The organism is Chitinophaga hostae (genome assembly GCF_018224885.1).
Taxonomy (GTDB): Bacteria; Bacteroidota; Bacteroidia; order Chitinophagales; family Chitinophagaceae; genus Chitinophaga; species Chitinophaga hostae.
On the sequence record NZ_JAGTXB010000006.1, the window covers coordinates 317,923 to 338,263 of the forward strand.

The 20,341-nt window shown below is 46.8% G+C and carries 16 protein-coding genes; 10 read left to right on the forward strand and 6 right to left on the reverse strand.

The genetic code is table 11. The annotated features are described in order from the left end of the window. Positions 1-151: 151 nt before the first annotated feature. From porU to KE626_RS15185, 8 genes are all read left to right on the forward strand, one after another. Positions 152-3,559 (forward strand): type IX secretion system sortase PorU, encoded by a 3,408-nt coding sequence (porU, locus tag KE626_RS15150; RefSeq protein ID WP_211973751.1) that lies wholly within the window; start codon positions 152-154, stop codon positions 3,557-3,559. Positions 3,560-3,662: 103 nt separating this feature from the next. Continuing rightward, entirely contained in the window at positions 3,663-4,844 is a 1,182-nt protein-coding gene (porV, locus tag KE626_RS15155; protein ID WP_211973752.1) for a type IX secretion system outer membrane channel protein PorV, read from the forward strand. Positions 4,845-4,974: 130 nt separating this feature from the next. After that, on the forward strand, positions 4,975-5,463 hold the full coding sequence (gene ispF / locus KE626_RS15160; RefSeq protein ID WP_211973753.1) for a 2-C-methyl-D-erythritol 2,4-cyclodiphosphate synthase: 489 nt from the start codon (positions 4,975-4,977) through the stop codon (positions 5,461-5,463). Between the two features lie 99 nt (positions 5,464-5,562). Next, positions 5,563-6,006 (forward strand): dUTP diphosphatase, encoded by a 444-nt coding sequence (gene dut / locus KE626_RS15165; RefSeq protein ID WP_211973754.1) that lies wholly within the window; start codon positions 5,563-5,565, stop codon positions 6,004-6,006. 3 nt (positions 6,007-6,009) lie between these two features. Continuing rightward, a complete protein-coding gene (locus KE626_RS15170) occupies positions 6,010-7,746 on the forward strand; it encodes a tetratricopeptide repeat protein (RefSeq protein ID WP_211973755.1) in 1,737 nt (578 codons plus the stop codon). 26 nt (positions 7,747-7,772) lie between these two features. After that, positions 7,773-8,609 (forward strand): lipoprotein insertase outer membrane protein LolB1, encoded by an 837-nt coding sequence (gene lolB1 / locus KE626_RS15175; RefSeq protein WP_211973756.1) that lies wholly within the window; start codon positions 7,773-7,775, stop codon positions 8,607-8,609. 90 nt (positions 8,610-8,699) lie between these two features. Next, complete coding sequence (locus KE626_RS15180) at positions 8,700-10,148, forward strand: murein hydrolase activator EnvC family protein (protein WP_211973757.1); 1,449 nt, start codon at positions 8,700-8,702, stop codon at positions 10,146-10,148. A gap of 141 nt (positions 10,149-10,289) precedes the next feature. Beyond that, complete coding sequence (locus tag KE626_RS15185; protein ID WP_211973758.1) at positions 10,290-11,663, forward strand: murein hydrolase activator EnvC family protein; 1,374 nt, start codon at positions 10,290-10,292, stop codon at positions 11,661-11,663. Here KE626_RS15185 and bshA read toward each other — a convergent pair. Continuing rightward, positions 11,660-12,799 carry an N-acetyl-alpha-D-glucosaminyl L-malate synthase BshA gene (gene bshA, locus KE626_RS15190; protein WP_211973759.1) on the reverse strand — a complete coding sequence of 380 codons (1,140 nt, stop codon included), beginning with the start codon at positions 12,797-12,799 and terminating at the stop codon, positions 11,660-11,662. The two genes, KE626_RS15185 and bshA, sit on opposite strands and share 4 nt — an antisense overlap. Before the next feature lie 216 nt (positions 12,800-13,015). On the opposite strand from bshA, the gene KE626_RS15195 reads away from it, so the two are divergent. Then, positions 13,016-14,389, forward strand: coding sequence for a M20/M25/M40 family metallo-hydrolase (locus KE626_RS15195; protein WP_211973760.1), 1,374 nt, complete (start codon positions 13,016-13,018; stop codon positions 14,387-14,389). Positions 14,390-14,412: 23 nt separating this feature from the next. Further along, positions 14,413-14,802, forward strand: coding sequence for a hypothetical protein (locus tag KE626_RS15200; RefSeq protein ID WP_211973761.1), 390 nt, complete (start codon positions 14,413-14,415; stop codon positions 14,800-14,802). A 91-nt stretch (positions 14,803-14,893) separates the two neighbouring features. Here the strand turns inward: KE626_RS15200 and KE626_RS15205 are convergent, their stop codons facing one another. The 5 genes from KE626_RS15205 to KE626_RS15225 all read right to left on the reverse strand — a co-directional run bounded on the left by KE626_RS15205 (position 14,894) and on the right by KE626_RS15225 (position 20,338). Continuing rightward, complete coding sequence (locus KE626_RS15205; protein ID WP_211973762.1) at positions 14,894-15,604, reverse strand: SAM-dependent methyltransferase; 711 nt, start codon at positions 15,602-15,604, stop codon at positions 14,894-14,896. After that, positions 15,604-16,368: an EI24 domain-containing protein gene (locus tag KE626_RS15210; protein ID WP_211973763.1), complete on the reverse strand. Its 765-nt coding sequence runs from the start codon at positions 16,366-16,368 to the stop codon at positions 15,604-15,606. Before KE626_RS15210 ends, KE626_RS15205 begins: the two co-directional genes overlap by 1 nt. A gap of 191 nt (positions 16,369-16,559) precedes the next feature. Further along, on the reverse strand, positions 16,560-17,573 hold the full coding sequence (locus KE626_RS15215; RefSeq protein ID WP_211973764.1) for a PorP/SprF family type IX secretion system membrane protein: 1,014 nt from the start codon (positions 17,571-17,573) through the stop codon (positions 16,560-16,562). 172 nt (positions 17,574-17,745) lie between these two features. After that, positions 17,746-18,399, reverse strand: a complete 654-nt coding sequence (gene upp, locus KE626_RS15220) for a uracil phosphoribosyltransferase (RefSeq protein WP_211973765.1) — start codon at positions 18,397-18,399, stop codon at positions 17,746-17,748. Positions 18,400-18,442: 43 nt separating this feature from the next. Beyond that, the gene (locus KE626_RS15225; RefSeq protein WP_249207479.1) at positions 18,443-20,338 is read right to left on the reverse strand and encodes a vWA domain-containing protein; all 1,896 of its coding nucleotides are present in this window, start codon (positions 20,336-20,338) and stop codon (positions 18,443-18,445) included. Positions 20,339-20,341 lie beyond the last annotated feature (3 nt).

The window sequence follows — 20,341 nt, forward strand, 5'->3', positions numbered from 1 at the left end:
GATACAGCTTTAGTCTAGTATATTTACAGTAAACGCAAATGTACTCTTTTTTATTTTATGGCGAAAAAAATTAATTTGTAATTTGCTGCCAATCGTCCCCGCTGACAAAGGCTCTCCTATATCAACCGGTCGAAAAACTGCGATTAAGATAATGAAACTCAATTATATTTTTATAGGGATCATGCTGGTTTTCTTTTTAAAGAAACAGGAAGTGTATGCCCAAAGCAGTCTTCGGCAATATAAAAAACATTCCATCCTGGCTGCCGGCGCCTGGTATAAACTGGCTGTTGCCGCCCCCGGGGTCTATAAAATAGATGTGGCCTTCCTGAAAAGTATGGGTATCGGTACACAACAATTAAAGACCGCCGCCATTCGCATTTTTGGTACCGGTGGCCGTATGCTGGGAGAGCCGAATAATACCCCCCGGTATGATGATTTACCGGAACTGGCCTTGCAGGCATCAGATGGAGGGGATGGTTACCTGGATGGGAGTGACTACCTTCTTTTTTATGCCCCAGGGCCTGATGGCTGGCAATTTAACCCATCCTCCGGTACATTTAACCATCAGCACCACCTCTATGCAGATAAGGCCTGGTATTATTTAACGGTAGGAGGAGAAGGACTTCGGATCCAGACAGATACCAATCCTCCGGCAACGGGGATACCTGAATACGCTTTCGACTATCACACGTTTTATGAACGCGATAGTATCAACTTCCTCAACAGCGGTAAACAATGGTGGGGACAGGAATTCAGCCAGGTAGTGGGATTGTCGCGCAGTTATCGGTTTACACTGCCTGCGGCGCCTGCCGGCCCGGTGAAGGTAAATATGCGGGTGGCAGCCCGCAGCAGTGGCGGATGCAACTTTAACGTCGCTATCAATAATGTAGCTGCCATCAGCAATTTATACCTGCTGCCGGTAACAGATAATATATTTGAAGGCGTGGCTACCGCTGCTACCGGCAGCGGTACTGCCAATACCGCCCGGACGGAGCTGGAAGCATCCGTGGTTTTTTCTCCCAATAATATCAATGACAAGGGCTGGCTGGATTACCTGGAAGTACAGGCACGCTGTGCGCTGGTAATGCCGGCAGCCGGCGTACTGGATTTTCGCAGCGCCCTTCACGCCGGCAGCGGACAAAACAGCCGCTTTGCCCTGCATAACGCCGATGTGCAAACGAAGATCTGGGATGTTACAGATCCGCTGAAACCAATATCGGTAATATCCCGGCAGGAGGGCGACTCACTATTGTTTACCGGGGAAAACGACCGGCTGCACGAATATGTGGCCTTCCGGGATGGAGCGGCATTATTGCCCGTTTTTGAAGAACAGGTACCTAACCAGGACCTGCACGGCAACGGGGCGGCGGATATGATTATTATTACCACTCCTGCGCTGCAGGGACCTGCAGAAAGGCTGGCGGCGATGCATCGTGCAATGGACCAGCTTTCCGTACAGGTTACTACCGTTGACCAGGTGTATAACGAATTTGCTTCCGGTTCTCCAGAACCGGGCGCCATCCGCGACTACGTGAAAATGTTCTATGACCGGCGGCCAGCGCCCCGTTACCTGTTGTTGTTCGGGGCCGCCTCCTACGATTACCGGCAACGCATAAAGAACAATACCAACGATGTTCCGTCGTGGCAAAGTGAGGCCTCGCTGGATGCCATCCGTTCCTACGTATCGGACGACTATTTCGGTATCCTGAAAGATGGAGGGGATATCACCCAAACCGGAGTGCCTGACCTGCTGGATATTGGTATAGGACGTATCCCTGCGCGTAACGCGAGCGAAGCTAATCTAGCGGTAGATAAGATAATCCGTTACCGGCAACCGGCAGGCTTTGGCCCCTGGCGTAATCAGGTGGCGCTGCTGGCCGATGATGAAGACAGTAATCTGCATTTTAAGGATGCCGAAAAGATGGGCGCTATCCTCACGGCTGCTGCCCCGGTAGTGAATACCGAAAAAATATACCTGGATGCTTATCCCCAGGAGGCAGGCGCCGGAGGCGCCACATACCCGCAGGTAAACAAAGCTATTGCGAACAGGATTAACAGGGGAACGCTGATACTGAACTATGCAGGACATGGCAGCAGTTCCCGCCTGGCCGCAGAAAATATCATGGATGGCAATAGTATTAAGGATTGGCATAACGACGATAAGCTGCCGCTGTTTATTACTGCCACCTGCGATTTCGCACCATATGATGATCCGGGTATCACTTCCCTTGGTCATAAAATACTGTTGCAGCAAAGTGGTGGGGCTATTGCGCTGATGACAACCACCCGGGCGGTTTTTGCAGCATCGAACCAGTTGATGAATGCAAATTACCTGAAAGTGGCTTTTACCCCCGGCGCCGATGGCCGCATGCCCGCATTGGGAACTGCTGCCATGCTGGCAAAAAATGCGACCTACAGCGGCTCGGCAGATGCAATAAATAATCGCAAGTTCCAATTGTTGGGCGACCCGGCACTGACACTGGCGTTTCCAACCTATAAAGTGGTAACAGACTCCATCAACGGAAAGGAGGTAGCGGGTACAGATACGGTAAAAGGCCTGGGACAATACACTATCAAAGGACATATTACAGATGCCCGGGGCAATGCAGTAACAGACTATAATGGGATGCTCTATACGACAGTGTTTGATCAGGCTTCCCTACAAAAAACCAGGGGTAATGACGCCGGCAGTGAAGTAGCTGCCTACCCCGTGCAGCGTAATGTACTCTTTCAGGGAACCCAAACCGTGGCCAATGGCCGGTTTTCAGTTACATTCGTTGCACCGCAGGATATTCGCGAAGGAAATGGGAAGGGCAAGGTTAGCTATTATACCAGCAACGATCAGCTGGATGGTAACGGTTATTTTGATAATTTTGCGACCGGTGGCATAATAACAGGACCTGCTGCGGATGCAACCGGTCCCGCAATAACTGCCTGGTTGGATAACCGGCAGTTCAGAAACGGGGATATCACTGGCCCGGACCCTTTGCTCATCATTGACATGGCAGACAGCAGTGGAATCAATATTTCCGGGAACAATGATCGTCATAGTATAACAGCGCTGCTGGATAGTGCAGAATATATTGTATTAAATGATTACTTTGAGGCAGCTTTGAACAGTTATAAGAAAGGAAGTATACTGTTTCCACTAAGTGGGCTGTCGACAGGAGAGCATAGGATTACCATCAAAGCCTGGGATTCCTATAATAATTTTACTACGACGACCATTTATTTTAAAGTAACTGAACAGGGGGCGCTTTCTGTAGAAGAGGTAAGGAATTATCCGAATCCTTTCCGGGATGTAACACGTTTTACTTTCCTCCATAATCAACAGGGGGAAGAACTACAGCTTACATTACAGGTATTTACAGTGGCAGGAAGTCTGGTGAAAACCCTGCATAGCACAATAATTTCCACAGCGGGCCGTTATGATGGCATGCCTTGGGATGGCCGTGATGATTCGGGAGCAAAGCTATCCTCTGGACTGTACCTTTACAGGTTAACCATCAGAACCACTAAAAAAACGAAGATAATGGGCGGTAAGCTGGTGTTATTATAGCCTATGCAAGGAAAATAGTTTAACCATTATCCCAATTAAACCCCTTTCAGCGTTATATTATAAATAAGATTATTTTTACATCCTTATCAAATACAAAATCTGCATGATCCGAAAGGTAACAATGGGCCTCGTGTTCATTTACGGTACTTTCATAAGTTTAAGAACCTCAGCACAAATCTCCTCTGGGCAGTTAGATGGCCGTTCAATACCCATCAACACGGCTGTACCTTTCCTGAGAATTACACCGGATGCGCGCAGCGGAGCTATGGGAGATGTGGGAGTTGCCATTTCTCCGGATGCTTATTCTATTTATAATAACCTGTCAAAGCTGCCATTTGCTGAAAAGAATGCAGGCCTGGCAGTGACTTATACCCCCTGGTTAAAAGAACTGGTGAACGACGTTTTCCTGGCCAGTCTTACAGGTTATACCAAACTGGATGAGCAACAGGCGGTTTCCGCTTCCCTGCGTTATTTTTCTTTAGGAACGGTTACTTTCACCGATTACGCGGGCACGGTATTGCAGGACTTCCATCCAAGGGAGTTTGCAGTGGACGCAGGATATGCCCGTAAGCTGTCTGATCATTTCTCGATTGGCCTAACCGGGCATTTCATTTACTCCAACCTGGCCAGCGGGCAAACAGTGGGTGGCGGAAGTGCCCCCATCAAGGCAGGTAAAGCTTTTGCAGTAGATCTGTCCGGATTTTACACAAAAGACTTTGAAAAAGATGACGGCCTTGTGAACAAACTGAGTATCGGAGCGGCTATTTCTAACATAGGTACCAAAATTTCTTATGTAAGCTCGGCCCAGGATAAGGATTTCCTGCCTACCAATCTGGGTATCGGTACTGCCTATACATTGGCGTTGGATGAAACCAACCAGCTTACCTTTGCCCTGGATATCAATAAATTATTGGTGCCAACACCTGACTCTGCCGGAAAATACAGGACAAAGAGCTCACTGGAAGGGATGTTTAGCTCTTTTGGGGATGCCCCGGGTGGGTTTAAAGAAGAGTTGCAGGAGCTGATGTATTCAGTTGGCATGGAATACTGGTACAATCAACAGTTTGCAGTAAGGGCCGGTTATTTCAACGAGAACAAATACAAAGGAAACCGCAAATATTTTACTGCCGGTATTGGGGTGAAGTATGATGTTTTTGGTTTGAACTTTTCGTACCTGGTGCCTTCCGGTTCAGGTATCCAGCGTAACCCGTTATCAAACACATTGAGGTTTACACTGACTTTTGACCTGGGCTCCAGGGATGAAGATAGCCGTACGGGTTGGTAATGAACAATTTGCCATTTATTTTACAAAATAATTAACTGGTTAAACGGTTGAATCCCTCCGCTAAACGGGGGGATTTTTATATTTATTGCCTTACCTTGCGGATTGGCAAAATGATTAAAATATTATAAACATGAGCAGGATACGTATTGGACTGGGGGTAGATTTTCATCAGCTGGTAGAAGGCCGGGAATTTTGGCTGGGCGGGGTGCTGGTACCTCATCATAAAGGAGCGTTGGGACATAGTGATGCTGATGTGTTGTTACATGCAATCTGTGATGCAATGCTGGGTGCGCTCTCATTGGGTGATATCGGTGTGCATTTCCCTGACACAGACAATACCTATAAGAACATCGACAGCAAAATATTGCTGGCCCGTTGTGCGCAGCTGATCGGTGAAAAAGGGTACCAGGTGGTAAATGTGGACAGCACGCTTTGTTTGCAGGCGCCTAAAATCAAGCCATACGTAACCGCTATGCAGGTTGTAATTGCCGAAACCCTGCATATCAGCGTGGAAGATGTATCAGTTAAAGCCACCACCACCGAAAAATTAGGCTTTGTAGGCCGTGAAGAAGGTGTAACGGCGCATGCGGTTGTATTGCTGGAGCATATCACGCAATAGAATTACGGAATTACGAATTTACCCGGAGATTGCCTCGTAATTCATAATTCGTAATTCGTAATTCCATAATTCGTAATTATTTTAAAATATCTTTGTTCAATGGCGGATATTATAGTGAAAATCATCAATAAGTCTGGTAACGAATTACCGGCCTATGCAACGGCGGATGCGGCAGGAATGGATCTCCGCGCACATTTGGAAACAGCAGTTACACTGCAGTCATTGGAAAGAATGCTGATCCCTACCGGTTTGTTTATGGAATTACCGGCAGGATACGAAGCACAGGTTCGCCCGCGTAGCGGCCTGGCTATCAAACAAGGTCTTACCCTGCTGAACACACCCGGCACGATTGATGCGGACTACCGCGGGGAGATCAAAATTATAATCATCAATTTATCTAACGAACCGCAAACCATTCAACCAGGTGACCGTATTGCCCAGATGGTCATCGCGCCTTTTGTTCAGGCTGTCATAGAGCCGGTAACCGTGCTAACTGATACAGTAAGAGGCGCAGGTGGTTTTGGACATACCGGTAAATCCTGATAAATGCGGATATACTTCACCGTTATAGGGCTGGCTGGTATTTTATTAATGGGGGCGTGTAGTGGTGCCAGGAAATCTGCGTCACATAATAAAGCCAACGTTAAAACGGCCGCCGTGTTGGCACAGCGGGCGGATAGCCTGTTTTTTGCCGCTCAGCGTTCTAAAATGCTGGGTGACTATCGTACGGCTATTACCCAGTATGCAGACTATCTGCGGTTGAATAAAAATAATGCAACAGTTAACTATGAACTGGCCCGCCTGTTCATGGAAGAACAAAATGCGGGCAACGCCCTCATTTTTGCGCGTCGCGCTGCTGCACTGGACTCGCAGAATCATTGGTTTCAGGTAACGCTGGCCGATGCCTATGCCGTGAATGAGAAATTTGACAGCGCGGCTTATGTTTTCGACGGGCTGACCAAACGTTTTCCCGATAACGAAGATTATCTCTATAACAAAGGGGTGTTACTGGCGAAAGCCAATAAACCTGCATCTGCACTGGCAGCTTTTAACCAGCTGGAGAATAAAGTAGGGGTGGTGGAAGAACTCATCTACCAGAAACAAAAACTGTTGCTGAAAATGAGCATGGTGGATGAGGCAGCAGCGGAAATAAAAAAGCTTATTAACCATGAGCCGCAGGAGATCCGCTACTATTACCTGTTGGCGGAAGTATATGATGCTAACGACCGGGTGGCGGATGCCGCCGAAGTATACCATACCATCCTGTCAAAGGATCCGAATAACCCGAGGGCATTGATTGCTTTAGCATCTTATGCAAAGAAAAATAATGACACTAAAACCTACTGGTCCAATCTTACCAAAGCATTTGCCAATCCGGGTTACAGCATCGATGAAAAAGTGGCGTACGTGTATCCTTACCTGCAAATGATGAATATGGATACCAGCAAGCTGGAAGAAGGACTGCAGCTGACCTCACTGATTATAAAAGCACATCCCAAAGATGCCAAAGCCTATGCGCTGCGTGGCGATATGTTTTCACAGGCTGATATGCTCGATAGTGCGGAAGCCAGCTATAAGAAAGCCCTGAACCTCGATGATACCCGTTTTTCGGTATGGTACCAGCTGATGTGGATTTATTCCCGCAAGGAAGATCCTACCGCTTTGCTGACACTCAGCAACAATGTAACCAGTAAGTTCCCCAAAGAGTTTATGGGCTACTATTTTAAAGGAGTGGCCAGTTTCCTTTTACAGCAATATCCTAATGCCATTAATTCGTTGAACGCGGCACTGGAAATAGGTAATGGAGAGAAGAAATTTCTCGGCGATATCTATTCACTCCTGGGCGATGCCTATCATGCTACCGGTCAGCACCGGCAGTCAGACAGCAGCTACGAAAAAGCGTTGGTGCTCCGTCCCAAAGATGCGCTGATCATGAACAATTACAGCTACTACCTGTCTTTACGCGGTGAGAACCTGGAAAGAGCGGCTGAAATGTCAAAACAGTCCCTGGAAATAGAACCGGAAAGTCCTACGTACATGGATACCTACGCCTGGATCCTTTTCCGTCAGGAAAAGTTTGCAGAAGCAAAACAGTGGATAGAAAAAGCATTACAGTACCCTGAAGCGCAGAAGAATCCGAATGTATTGGAACATTACGGGGATATCCTGTTTAATCTGAAAGAAGTAACAAAAGCAGTAGAATACTGGCAGATGGCCAAAGACAAAGGAGCTTCCTCTGTAGACCTCGTCCGTAAGATCGCTGAAAAAAGATATATTCAATAAGCTTTTAGCTATAAGTTCATCGCTCAATGAAGAGAAAAACCATAGTCACACTTTTAATAGCAACGATCGGCCTGGGTATGGTGGCCTGCCGCCATCCCAAAAAACTGGCCCGTAGCTCCTTTCCGGCTGCAGATACCAGTAAACTACCGGTGGTGAAAGACAGTTCATCCAATGAGGAACTGGCCCGCTTTACCGCCGATATGCTGAAGGGAATACATGCTAATCATATCGATTTTGCCACTTTTTCCGGCAAAATGAAGCTGGCATTTGAAACAGATAAAAAGAGTCATAATAACCTGAATGCTACTTTCCGTATAAAAAAAGATAGTATCATCTGGGTATCTATATCGGCGCCATTGGTAGATGAAGTAGTGAGAGCCGTTATTACGCCGGATAGCCTTAAAATGTATAATCGCCTGGACAAACAATTATTCCTTCGGAGGATGGCAGATGCAGAAGAGTTGCTGGGAATACCATTCGACTTCCAAACCCTGCAGGATATGCTGATCGGTAACCCGGTGTATCTGACAGATTCAGTGTACCAGGTGGTAAAAACACCATCCATTATTTCTTTTAGTTGTGATCATGCAAAGTTTGTGAGTCTTTTTAACGTGTTTGCTGATGATTATGGATTACAACAAAGCAAGGTGATGGATAAGGATAGCAGTAATGCCATAAAACGCTCCTGCGAGCTGACCTATGGTGATTATACCAAAGTAGCAGGACGTAAATTCCCTACCACCCGCCGCATCTATGTGGAAGAGAAAAATGTTACCAAAGTAGCGCTGGATTTTACACGCTATGATTTTGACATCCCGCTCAGCTTTCCGTTCAATATGCCTTCCAGCTATAAACGAATGTAAAATGACAACCGGGTAAATGTCATCTCCATTAAACTAATAAACGTTGTATATTTATTTAATTTGCAGTTACTAAAATCAGTCATGTTGTATTTGAAGAAGATTATCCCGTTTATGTTGATGCTATGGTTAATGCCAGCCATGTTGGTTGCCCAGAATAACGGGCAGCAGCAGCAATCGCGGGAGGAACTGGAGCGAAGAAAAAAAGAGCTGCAAAGAGAAATAGATGAGGCAAACGAACAACTGAAGGAAACCAAGAAATCAACAAGGGAAAGCCTGGGGCAACTACGTGCCCTGCGTGATAAAATCACGCTGCGTTCCCGGCTGATCAATAATATCAACGAAGAAATCAATTTTATTAACGGTGATATTAACGCCGCCTACCGGGATGTAAAAACTCTGCAGAAAGACCTGGATACGCTTAAAGCGCAATATGCGCTCCTGGTAGTGTATGCCTATAAGAACCGTTCTTCTTATGATATGCTCAACTTTGTGTTTTCTGCACAAAGTTTTAATGATGCGGTAAAACGCTTTCAATATTTAAAGCAATACCGCGAATACCGCCGCCGGCAGGCAGATAATATTGTGACCACACAGGATCAGCTGAACCGGAAAATTCAGAACCTGGAATCACAGCGGGTAAAACGTTCTGATGCACTTAAAACCGAGCAGGATCAGAGAAGCACCCTGGAAGTGGATAAGAAGGAGAAGGATGAGGTGTTAAGCAAACTGAAAGGCCGTGAAAAAGAACTGGTGGCAGATATCAACCAGCGTAATAAAGATGCTCAGAAAGTACAGGCAGCCATCAGGGCGGTAATCCGTAAAGAAATTGAAGATGCCCGTCGGAAGGCCATCGAAGAAGAAACTGCCCGCCGTAAAGCATTGGAAGAAAAACGCAGACGCGAAGAAGAAGCCCGTAAGGCCGCGGCGCTTGCTGCCGCTGAAAAAGCCAAAGCTGCCGCCGCTGCTGCTGCAAATAATAATAACACTGCTAATAATACGCCCGCGCCGGCAACACCTGCGCCGGCTCCTCCGGTAAAAACACCTGAGCCAACACCCGAGCCAGAAAAGGCTACAGCCCGTACAGAGAACGTACTGGAAGCCACCCCGGAAGCGCTGGCATTGTCGGAAAGTTTTGAGGCCAACCGCGGAAAACTGCCATGGCCGGTGGACGCAGGTAATATCATCGAACATTTTGGTATCCATCAGCACGCAGTTATGGAGCATATCCAGGTGCCTTCCGATGGTATTGTGATTGCCACCAATAAAGGAGGTGCAGTGAAATCTATCTTCGATGGTGAAGTGAAATCAGTAGTCGTAATGCCCGGGTCAGGATATGTAATTATTATTCGTCATGGACAATACTTCACTACTTATGTACGTTTGCAAACTACCCGGGTGAAGAAGGGAGATAATGTGAAAACCGGGCAGGTAATAGGTACTGCCAGCACCAACGATATTGAAAACACCGGTGAGGTGGAACTGCAGATCTGGAAAGGTATTACCAAACAGAATCCCGAGCAGTGGATCCGGAGACGATAATTTATAAAGCTGAAGGCTGAAGGCATAAAGCAAAAAGCTATTAAAGCGGATGATAGCTGACATGATGTAATCATCCGCTTTAATAGCTTTTTGCTTTATGTCTTCGGCCTTTGGCGGGCTTACTAACCAAATGCATTTTTTTTGAGAAAGTTGATCCCTCTTTTGATGGCGCTATGGCTATTGCCTGCACTGTTGTATGCACAGCGGGGCAATAAATCTTCGCGCGCGGCACTGGAAAACCGCAAACAAATGCTGTTAAAGGAAATTGAAGAAGCAACCAGGACCCTGCAGCAAACCAAGAAATCGACCCGCCAGAACCTCAGCCTGCAACGGGAATTGCAGGCAAAGATTGCCAGTCGCAATGCCCAGATCGTAAGTATTAATAAAGAAATCAGCGTCATAGAAGGAGACATCAGTCACACTAACGACAACGTACAAACGTTGGAGAAGGAAGTAGATTCTCTGAGGGCCCGGTATGCACAGTTAGTGGTATACGCCTATAAAACGAGGGACTCTTATGATGTGCTGAGTTTCTTTTTTTCGTCGACCAGCTTTAACGATGCCATCCGTCGTTATCAATACCTGCAGCAATACCGGGAAAACAGGCGGAAACAGGCCGAAAATTTATTGTCGACCAAAGCGCTGCTGGGCCAGAAACTGGTAGCATTACAGGAACAGCGTGCAGAAAAGGCGGGAGCATTATATACCGAACAACGGCAGCGCGGAACGCTGATAGCAGATAAAAAAGAAACAGATCAAACTATTGCGCAGCTGAAAGACCAGGAGCAGGAGTTACAGCAGCGTATCAATAAAAGCAAGGCCGAAGCCAGGCAGGTAGATCAGGCCATCCAGGAGGCTATCCGCCGGGAAATAGCTGCTGCCCAGAAGAAGGCGGCAGCACAGGCCCTGGCCCGGAAAAAGGCCGCAGACGCCAAACGCCGGGAACTGGCAGCCGCCCGCAGGAAGGCCGCCCTGGAGGCCGCGAGGAAAGCGCATAAAAAGCCTCCTGCAAAACCAGTGGAGGAAGAGAAAGAAGAAGATGATGCGCCGGTGGCGAAAGCTTCCAGCGAAGACGTATTGGTGGCTACTCCGGAAGCATTATCGCTGTCGCGCGATTTTGAATCCAACCGTGGCCGGTTGCCATGGCCGGTAGATGCGGGCAGGATTACCGGCCATTTCGGCGCCGGAAGAGTAGGCAAAATCGAAGTGGATCATAATGGCGTTATCATAGCTACTGCCAGAGGCGCCGCCGTGAAAGCCATTTTCGATGGGGAAGTTATTATGGTGTTTATGGTACCAGGCGCAGGGTATATGGTTACCCTACGCCATGGAAAATATTTTACCAACTATGTGAGATTACTGGATATACGCGTCAGCAAAGGCGCTGCCGTGAAACGTGGTCAAACATTAGGGGTAGCTGCTTCCGGAGCAGGTAGTAATGCTGGTGAAATAGAATTACAGATCTACCGGAATATGGTGAAACAGAATCCTGAAAGATGGATCCGCGCCCGTTAAAGCAACTGTACCTGTTTGAGTAATACTTCTTCATATAAAGCCTCGTATTGAGGAATGATATTGTCGATATGGAAACGTTGCGCCTGTTCCCACGCGCCTTTCCGTATCTGTGCCAGCAGTGTTTCATCTTTCAGCAACCGGATGGCCTGTTCAGCCATACCTGCTACATCGCCCACATTGCTCATAAAGCCGGTTTGACCAGGTATATTGATTTCAGGTAAACCTCCTGCATTGGAAGATATTACCGGTACCTGCGCCGCCATTGCTTCCAGTGCGGCCAAACCAAAACTCTCGTATTCTGATGGCAGCAAAAACAGGTCGCTGATAGACATTACATCTTCCAGTTGCTCCTGCTTACCCACAAATCTTACATCTTCACAAATGCCCAATTCCCGGCAAAGGCATTCGATAGAAGGCCTGTCCGGACCATCGCCAACCAGCAACAACTTGGCAGGGAGCTCCTTGCGTACTGCTGCAAACACCTTCACTACATCAGGTACACGTTTCACCTTACGGAAGTTGGAAACGTGGAGCAGGATCTTTTCTCCGTTGGGAGCAATGGCCTGTCTGAAGTGAGGGAGGTCCCGGCGACTGAAGCGCTGTGTATCCACAAAGTTGTAGATCACAGATATATCTTTTTCTATCGGGAAGGATTTATAAGTTTCATCCCGCAGGTTTTCAGATACAGCAGTGATAGCGTCTGATTCATTGATGGAAAAGGTAACTACCGGTTCGTAGGTTTTATCCTTACCAACCAGGGTGATATCAGTACCGTGTAATGTGGTAATAAAGGGAACGGTTCTGCCATGTTTTTTCACAATCTGCTTGGCCATATATGCAGTAGATGCATGCGGGATAGCGTAGTGCACATGTAATAGGTCCAGTTTCTGGTTAATGATCACATCCACCATGGTGCTGCTGAGGGCCGACTCATAAGGAGGGAAATCAAAAAGCGGATATGTTGGAACCTGTACTTCGTGATAATATATATTAGCGTGAAACGCGTTAAGCCTTACCGGCTGTTGATATGTAATAAAGTGGACCATATGGCCTTTGTCTGCCAGGGCCTTGCCCAGTTCAGTGGCCAGTACCCCGCTACCACCGTAGGTAGGGTAACATACTATTCCTATGCGCATGAGTTCTTTTTTTGCATTCTGCAAAGGTACTAAAAAGCAGAAAGGTTAAAGCATATAACAAAAAGCCGCCAGCCAGGGGAGGTAACACGAACGAATATATATTTTATACATATTACTGCCTGGGCGTCTGTATGTCGTCTGCTGCTCCCTGCTTTTTGCTTTATGCTTTCTCCCTTCGGCTTTTTTAGTAGTTTTAACCATAAATTAACCTGCTTCATGAAAAAGTTTATAGTGCCAATTTTAGTAGCCTGTTCGCTGCCGGCCTTCGCAGTGGCGCAGGAGGGGGATTCTGCAACACTGAGAAAATTAGCTGACGAAGTATTAACCCATAGTACCGCTTATGAGAACCTGCGCGTACTGACCAAACAAATCGGCGGTCGCCTGGCGGGGTCACCGCAAATGCCGAAGGCTGAGCAATGGGGGGTAAAAGCCCTGAAAGCTGCCGGAGCAGACACGGTATACCTGCAGGAGTGTATGGTGCCGCACTGGGTAAGAGGAGCCAAGGAAGAAGCCCGTATTATCTCTAAACGTCGTGATTTCATACCACCTTTAAATATCCTCGCGCTGGGCAACTCTGTAGGGAGCGGTCCCGATGGCGTAACCGCGGAGGTATTGGAAGTAGCTTCTTTTGATGAACTGGAAGCAAAGAAAGACCAGGTAAAAGGAAAGATCGTTTTTTATAATCATCGCTTTATTCCTACCAATATAAAAACTTTTCATTCATACGGCGAAGCCGTGATGTATCGCGGTCAGGGCGCCAGCAGGGCTGCCAAATATGGCGCGGTGGCAGTGATCGTGCGCTCTATGTCGCATGGCGCCAATAACTTCCCGCATACCGGCGCTATGCGGTACGACAGTGCTTACCCCCTGATACCGGCGGTGGCCATCGGTCTGGAAGATGCGGATCGCCTGAGCCTCCGGATCAAAGATGATACAGATGCCAAGGTATTTCTGCGCACCAATTGTGAAATGAAGAAAGATACTATTGGCTATAATGTGATCGGGGAGCTGAGAGGCAGTAAGTACCCCGACCAGTACATAACAGTAGGTGGTCATCTCGATTCCTGGGACGTGGCAGAAGGCGCGCATGATGACGGCGCTGGTTGCGTACAATCTATTGAGGTGTTACGCTCTTTTAAAGCACAGGGAATCAGACCGGCGCATACGCTGAGAGTGGTATTGTTTGCCAATGAAGAAAACGGCACGCGTGGAGGTACCCAATACGCAGCTGTAGCCAAAGCCCGGAACGAAAAACACATTTTCGCCCTGGAAAGTGATGCCGGCGGGTTCACCCCCCGCGGTTTTTCCACTACCGTGCCCGCTGCAATGAAAGCAAAGATCGTAAGCTGGAAACCGTTGTTTGAACCTTATGGCATCAATGATTTCGAAGAGCCGGGAGGCGGAACAGATGTAGGACAATTGAATGCCGCCATTGGTACGCCTATGGCTGAACTTTATCCTGATTCACAGCGTTATTTTGACATTCACCATGCAGCCAATGATGTTTTTGAAGCAGTGAATAAAAGAGAATTAGAATTGGGTGCTTTTGGTATGGCAGGTTTGATTTATCTTGTAGATCTGAATTTCTGATTAACTATCACTAAAAGATCCTTATGGGTAAGTTTGTCTTTATCGTTGTAAGTATTATCATACTGGTACTGGGAGGCATATTCTTCTACAAATATTATTTTGTTTTTGGACAGGGTGTAAAGGCAGGTGAGCTGAATTATTTTGTGCAGAAGGGATATGTCTTTAAAACCTATGAAGGCAAATTGATACAGGCAGGTTACCGGGGTAAGGTGGCCGGCACCATCCAGTCAAATGAATTCCAGTTTTCCGTGAGCAGCGAGCGTATTGCCCAGCAATTGATGACTGCCAGCGGTAAAGTTGTAGAACTGCATTATAAAGAATACCTGGGAGCCATTCCCTGGAGAGGATATAGTCCATTTATTGTGGATAGCATTATTTCCATCACAAATCCTAATAGCCAAGGGGTGCCGTGAACCAGCTTTTAGCTTTTAGCTATTAGCTGTTAGCAAATGCAGCGAATACTACCATAACATAATCTTCTCTGCATTTGCTAACAGCTAAAAGCTAATGGCTAGCAGCTATTAAAAATATCGCCGGCCTTTTATGCAAATCCGGTACCTGTTGTTTCCACTCTTTCACCGTCTTTGTTTTAATGTATTCAGTCGGTGCTGTAAGGTCGGCCGCCACGCAAATTTTCGTATGGTCCTTACAGTTATCAAGTATATCTTTCATCAGCTGGTTATTGCGGTAAGGCGTTTCTATAAAAAGTTGTGTTTGATTTTTCCTGGCCGATTCCTGTTCCAGCTCCCTGATCATTTTTGTTCTTTCCGGCGGTTTGATAGGCAGGTACCCTATAAACTGGAAATGCTGACCATTCATACCGGAGCCCATGAGGGCCAGCAATATGGAATTGGGGCCTATCATCGGGATTACCCTGGCGTTGACGCTGTGCGCCACCTGTACAATGAGGTTGCCGGGATCTGCAATAGCAGGACATCCGGCTTCACTCAATACCCCGATATCTTTTCCTTCCAGTAAAAGTTTTTTGGCAAGTGCGAGGTCCGGGGGCTGATTTTCATTCATGATCAGCAACTGCAGCGCGTCAATATCGATATTCCTGTCGAGCGCCTTTAAATAGCGGCGGGCAGTGCGTTCATTTTCTACATAAAAAACAGAAAGCTGCTGTACAATATTGGTAATATATGCAGGAATGCTGAATAAGGCATCGGCGCTCAGCACTGTTGGAACAAGGTACACTTTGCCCGGAGTATTCATTATTTCAGTCTTTTATTTTGTAAGTCAATAGTGGCAGCAATTACCGCGTAAGAAGGAGCCAGCATCCAGCCAATTACCGGAATAAGCATAAACAGGTAAAACACCATTCCATTGCCAATGGCCATGCCACGGTGCTGACGGATAAAATTTATACTCTGCGACATATTCAACTTATGCCGTTCGCAACTATAGTCCATCATGGAGAATCCATAAAAGTAAGATTCAATAAAGAAGCCCACCATTGGCGTCAGCCAGCCGATAACCGGGATAAAGGATACCAGCAATAAGATCAGGATGGCAGCTGTCTGGTAAACGATATTACGGCACGACATCTTGATGCCACGAAGAATATCCTGACCCAGCTGCGACCAGCTGAAAGGAAAGTCTTTATGATCAAGAATGGCTTCTGTCTTCTCAGATAAATAAGAAAAAACAGGCGATGCTACAATGAGAAACAGGTATTTGAAGTAGGAAAAGTACCAGAACACAAATACGATCCGGACAGAAAACGCTACGAGAATAAACAGAAAACTTATCCAGCTGCTTTCCAGGTCCTGTACCCACTCCGTAATGTGCATCAGCCTGGTCAGGTACTCCACAAAATAACCGGAATAGCCCCACACAAAGTAAAAACCCGTGAAAAATAACAGGCAGTAAATAATGCCTGGTATTAGTATCCATTTCCACAACTTATGCTGCAATATGAACTGGTGGGCTTTTCCGTAAGACTGAACAGCCGACAGTACTTCTCTGAATGAAAACAACGCCTGAATATTTTAGTGTGAATGTGTGTTTGTTCCCGGTTTTTATGAAAGAGCAACGAAACTAAGGCAAAAATAAGTATGAATGCCAATGATTTTAATGATTATCCCATTTTGGGAAGATCATAGCAAAGGTACTGCTGCTATCATCTTCCCAAAATGGGATAATCGTTAAAATATTGATAATGTATGTCCTAGAAACGTGGACAGAGTGTTTTATACTTGTTGTTTTCGTTCCGGGTGTGGATATAGATCAGCGAGATCTCCATACCACCGCGGTAATGGGAGGCAGGGTTAAGTGTAGACACGTTGGTGTCGTAGGTGAGACCAATCTGGAATCCCTTAATTTCCAGTCCAACATAGGGTATGATCGCATCTTTTAAACGATACCAGCTACCCAGGTAAAAGGTAGTTGGGTTGTCGTCCATATCATTGAGCATGAATCCGTAAGCACCACCAAAGGTAAACTCGGATGCTGTACTTTGTTTCATATACAGGATGCTGGTGTGAAACCGGTCTTTCCCGTTAACCGGAACAGATCCTCCGCCATGTACCGTCCAGCGGTAGCTGAGGCGGTTTTGGGTGAGATCCATAAAGGATTCTGTTGGTTGGGTAATATGATAATAAGAGGCGCCGAGGTAAATATTAGAGGATTCTCCGATCAGGCCATTGTATAAGATACCGACATTGGGATCGAAATAGGAAATCTTCGGATTCACCAGCGTTTCGTTGCTGGGAATAGCCGGGTTATAGCCGTTGTTATCGATCTGATTTTCGAACTGCAATTTGGTATTATCCAGTCTTTTTTGCACAAATGTTCCTTGTAAACCAATGGCAAGCGTGTGGTTACCTTCCGGGTCAAGCCCTTTGTGATAGGCTGTGCTGAAGGATACATAGCTCGATGTGAGGGCGCCGCCGCCACTTCTGTCGTACATCGCCATCAATCCCACTCCCCATATATCTGTGTAGGAAATTACATTCTTTAAAATACCAAAATCAATCGCAGCGGTACCGGTTACAAAAGGTGTGGCAATGCTGCGCCATTGTGAGCGGTAGTTACCGGATAAGCGATAATCTCCCGAAAATAAGCCTGTATAAGCCGGATTCAGCGTAAGCGGTGATGCAAAAAACTGCGAAAAGTGCGGATCTTGCGCCCGCAACGGATTTAAATAAAGTAATATGGCTAGTAAAAGTAAAGCTCTTTTCATATTAATAAAGCTTAAAGCATAGGGTATTATGCAATACCGGTGAAGGTACATCAATTAAATCATATCTCAAATTAAATCCATGTATAAAAAAAATAATGAATAAAAAAAACGAATAGCAATATGATCTTCTTTAAAGATACAAACTGCTATTCGTAAAACGATATATTCAGTGTTATTGTTGTAATTTATTTCCAAATGCCAGATCACCGGCATCGCCAAGGCCGGGTACTATATAGCCTTTGGCAGTTAACTCATCGTCAATATCTCCTGCCCAGATGGTAAGGCTTGACTTGGTATTACGGATAACATATTCAATTCCAACGGTGCAGGCAATAGCAACCACTAGGTGGATATGGCTGGGTTTCCCGATTTCTTCCAGGTGCTCTATTGTTTTCACCAGGGAAGCGCCGGTAGCCAGCATGGGGTCGGAAAGAATCAGCACCTGTCCATCTATGGAAGGGGTACTAACATATTCCAGGCTGATGTCAAAAGAACCGTCGTGGTTGTGTTTGCGATAGGCCGATACAAACGCGTGGTCCGCTTTATCAAAGTAATGAAGCAACCCCTGATGCAATGCCAGTCCAGCTCTCAATATAGTAGCCAGTACCGGTTGGGATTTCAATACGCTACAGGTAGCAATACCCATGGGGGTGGTTACTTCCTTGTCTTCGTAATCCAGCGTTTTGCTGATCTCGTAAGCTGCTACTTCTCCCAGCCTTTCCATATTACGCCGAAAGCGCATACGGTCCTGCTGAATGTCCACATTTCTGATCTCGCTTAACCATTCTCCCACCAACGAATTGGTTTCACTTAAATTGATAATCATGAGCTATCCCTTTGAGGCCGCAAATTACCGAAAAATAGTGTAACTACTCCTTGTCCAGCAGCTTCGCTTTTTTCACCAGTTGTATAAATTCGGCCCGGTAGCCCTCGGCATCTTCCCCGCGTGCGTTTCCTGCCCACGACAGCACCTGGTCGTAGGTGGCAGTGCCTTTAAATGCAGAGTGGCGCAGTAACTGGCCAAAGGCGGCTACAGCGGTCGCCATCCGGAAATCTTCCGGCGCCGAAGTGATCTGTTGATTATTATAAGGCAATACTTTTTGCATTAACTGGCTGGCATCCGCATTGGGCTGTTTATAGCGCAGTTTTACCGTGAGTACCTCGCTTTGATTACCCAGCACTTTGCCCTGCTGGTATTTCAACGGGTCTACCCAGTTAACGGTTTCCCCTTTTTTACCGGAAGGAATGATCTCGTAAAGTGCGGTAACAGTATGGCCTACGCCCATGTCGCCGGCATCTTTTTTATCGTTGTTGAAATCTTCGTTCTGTAACATCCTGTTTTCATAGCCTACTAACCGGTATGCCTGTACGAACTGCGGGTTGAATTCTACCTGCAGCTTCACATCTTTGGCTACCGTGAAGAGGGTCCCCCCAAACTCCGTAACAAAGGTCCGGCGGGCTTCTTCAAAATTATCAATATAGGCATAGTTACCATTGCCTTTATCGGCCAGCAGTTCCAGCTTATTATCTTTATAATTTCCCATACCAAAACCCAGTACAGAAAGGGAAATACCTTTTTGTCTCTCTTTTTCTATCATCCGGGTAAGTTCGCCATCACTGGAAACACCTACATTGAAATCGCCGTCGGTAGCCAGTATAACACGGGTATTGCTGTTTTGGGAACGAAGTTCTTCCGCGATATGATATGCCAACTTTATACCTTCTCCGCCTGCGGTAGAGCCACCTGCCTGTAATTCATCCAGCGCCGCCAGGATTTTTTTCTTGTCGCTTCCGCTGGTTGCCGGTAATACTACACCTGCTGCGCCAGCATATACCACAATGGCTACTTTATCCTGTGGACGCAATTGTTCCGTCAGTACGCTGAATGCACGCTTTACAAGCGGCAGCTTATTTTCATCTTCCATAGAGCCGGAAACATCCAGCAGGAATACCAGGTTGGCAGCAGGTAGGTCTTTTGTGTCTACCTGTTTACTCTTTAAAGCTACCCTTACCAGCTGGTGCGCAGTATTCCACGGACAAACGGCCATATCGGCGTAAATAGCCACGGGATCTTTACCGGTGGGCGCTTTATAACGGTAGTCAAAATAATTCACCATTTCTTCTACCCGTACCGCGTCCGGCGGCGGCATTTCGCCATTATTCAGAAAACGGCGCATATTGCTGTAGGAAGCCCGGTCTACATCGATACTGAAGGTGCTGAGCGGCTGGTCGGTAGCTGTATGGAAAATGTTTTCGTTGATGGGGCTGTAATCTTCCGTATTAGCGCCAGGACCGGGATAATAGCCGTTAGCGGTTACCCCGGCTACCCGTCCTGCCAGCGCTTTTTGATGCATTTGCTGCCTGGGGAGAGGGGCGACATATTCTACAACAGGCGACGTTGCGATTTCATCTGCCTTACCTGTCATGATATACCGGTTCTTTTCAGCAGCTTTTATCAGTTGCTGTAACATACTCAGTTTTACGTGGAGGGTAGTTTGTTGGGCGCCGAGATTTACTTCCCGCAGTTTATAACTGGTGGCGTTGATTTCGATGATGAGCGCACCGACCGGTACTTTGAGGCTAAACGTGCCTTTTGCGTTGGTGGCGGTGAGATAATCAGTGCCTTTTACCCGTACCACGGCATTGGCAATGGGGTAACCATCAGCACTGTCTTTTACCGTTCCGGTAATCGTTCTTTCCTGCCGGGCAGAGGCATTAATTACCATCAGACAGGTAAGCAGTAGTAGCGCAAGATATTTTCTCATGGC

Excerpts from the sequence above, each read along its gene's own strand:
- upp (WP_211973765.1), bottom strand. The coding sequence starts at position 18,399 with ATGATTATCAATTTAAGTGAAACCAATTCGTTGGTGGGAGAATGGTTA.
- KE626_RS15195 (WP_211973760.1), top strand. The coding sequence starts at position 13,016 with ATGAAAAAGTTTATAGTGCCAATTTTAGTAGCCTGTTCGCTGCCGGCC.
- bshA (WP_211973759.1), bottom strand. The coding sequence starts at position 12,799 with ATGCGCATAGGAATAGTATGTTACCCTACCTACGGTGGTAGCGGGGTA.
- KE626_RS15205 (WP_211973762.1), bottom strand. The coding sequence starts at position 15,604 with ATGAATACTCCGGGCAAAGTGTACCTTGTTCCAACAGTGCTGAGCGCC.
- KE626_RS15170 (WP_211973755.1), top strand. The coding sequence starts at position 6,010 with ATGCGGATATACTTCACCGTTATAGGGCTGGCTGGTATTTTATTAATG.
- KE626_RS15215 (WP_211973764.1), bottom strand. The coding sequence starts at position 17,573 with ATGAAAAGAGCTTTACTTTTACTAGCCATATTACTTTATTTAAATCCG.
- KE626_RS15225 (WP_249207479.1), bottom strand. The coding sequence starts at position 20,338 with ATGAGAAAATATCTTGCGCTACTACTGCTTACCTGTCTGATGGTAATT.
- ispF (WP_211973753.1), top strand. The coding sequence starts at position 4,975 with ATGAGCAGGATACGTATTGGACTGGGGGTAGATTTTCATCAGCTGGTA.
- KE626_RS15200 (WP_211973761.1), top strand. The coding sequence starts at position 14,413 with ATGGGTAAGTTTGTCTTTATCGTTGTAAGTATTATCATACTGGTACTG.
- porV (WP_211973752.1), top strand. The coding sequence starts at position 3,663 with ATGATCCGAAAGGTAACAATGGGCCTCGTGTTCATTTACGGTACTTTC.
- dut (WP_211973754.1), top strand. The coding sequence starts at position 5,563 with ATGGCGGATATTATAGTGAAAATCATCAATAAGTCTGGTAACGAATTA.
- lolB1 (WP_211973756.1), top strand. The coding sequence starts at position 7,773 with ATGAAGAGAAAAACCATAGTCACACTTTTAATAGCAACGATCGGCCTG.
- porU (WP_211973751.1), top strand. The coding sequence starts at position 152 with ATGAAACTCAATTATATTTTTATAGGGATCATGCTGGTTTTCTTTTTA.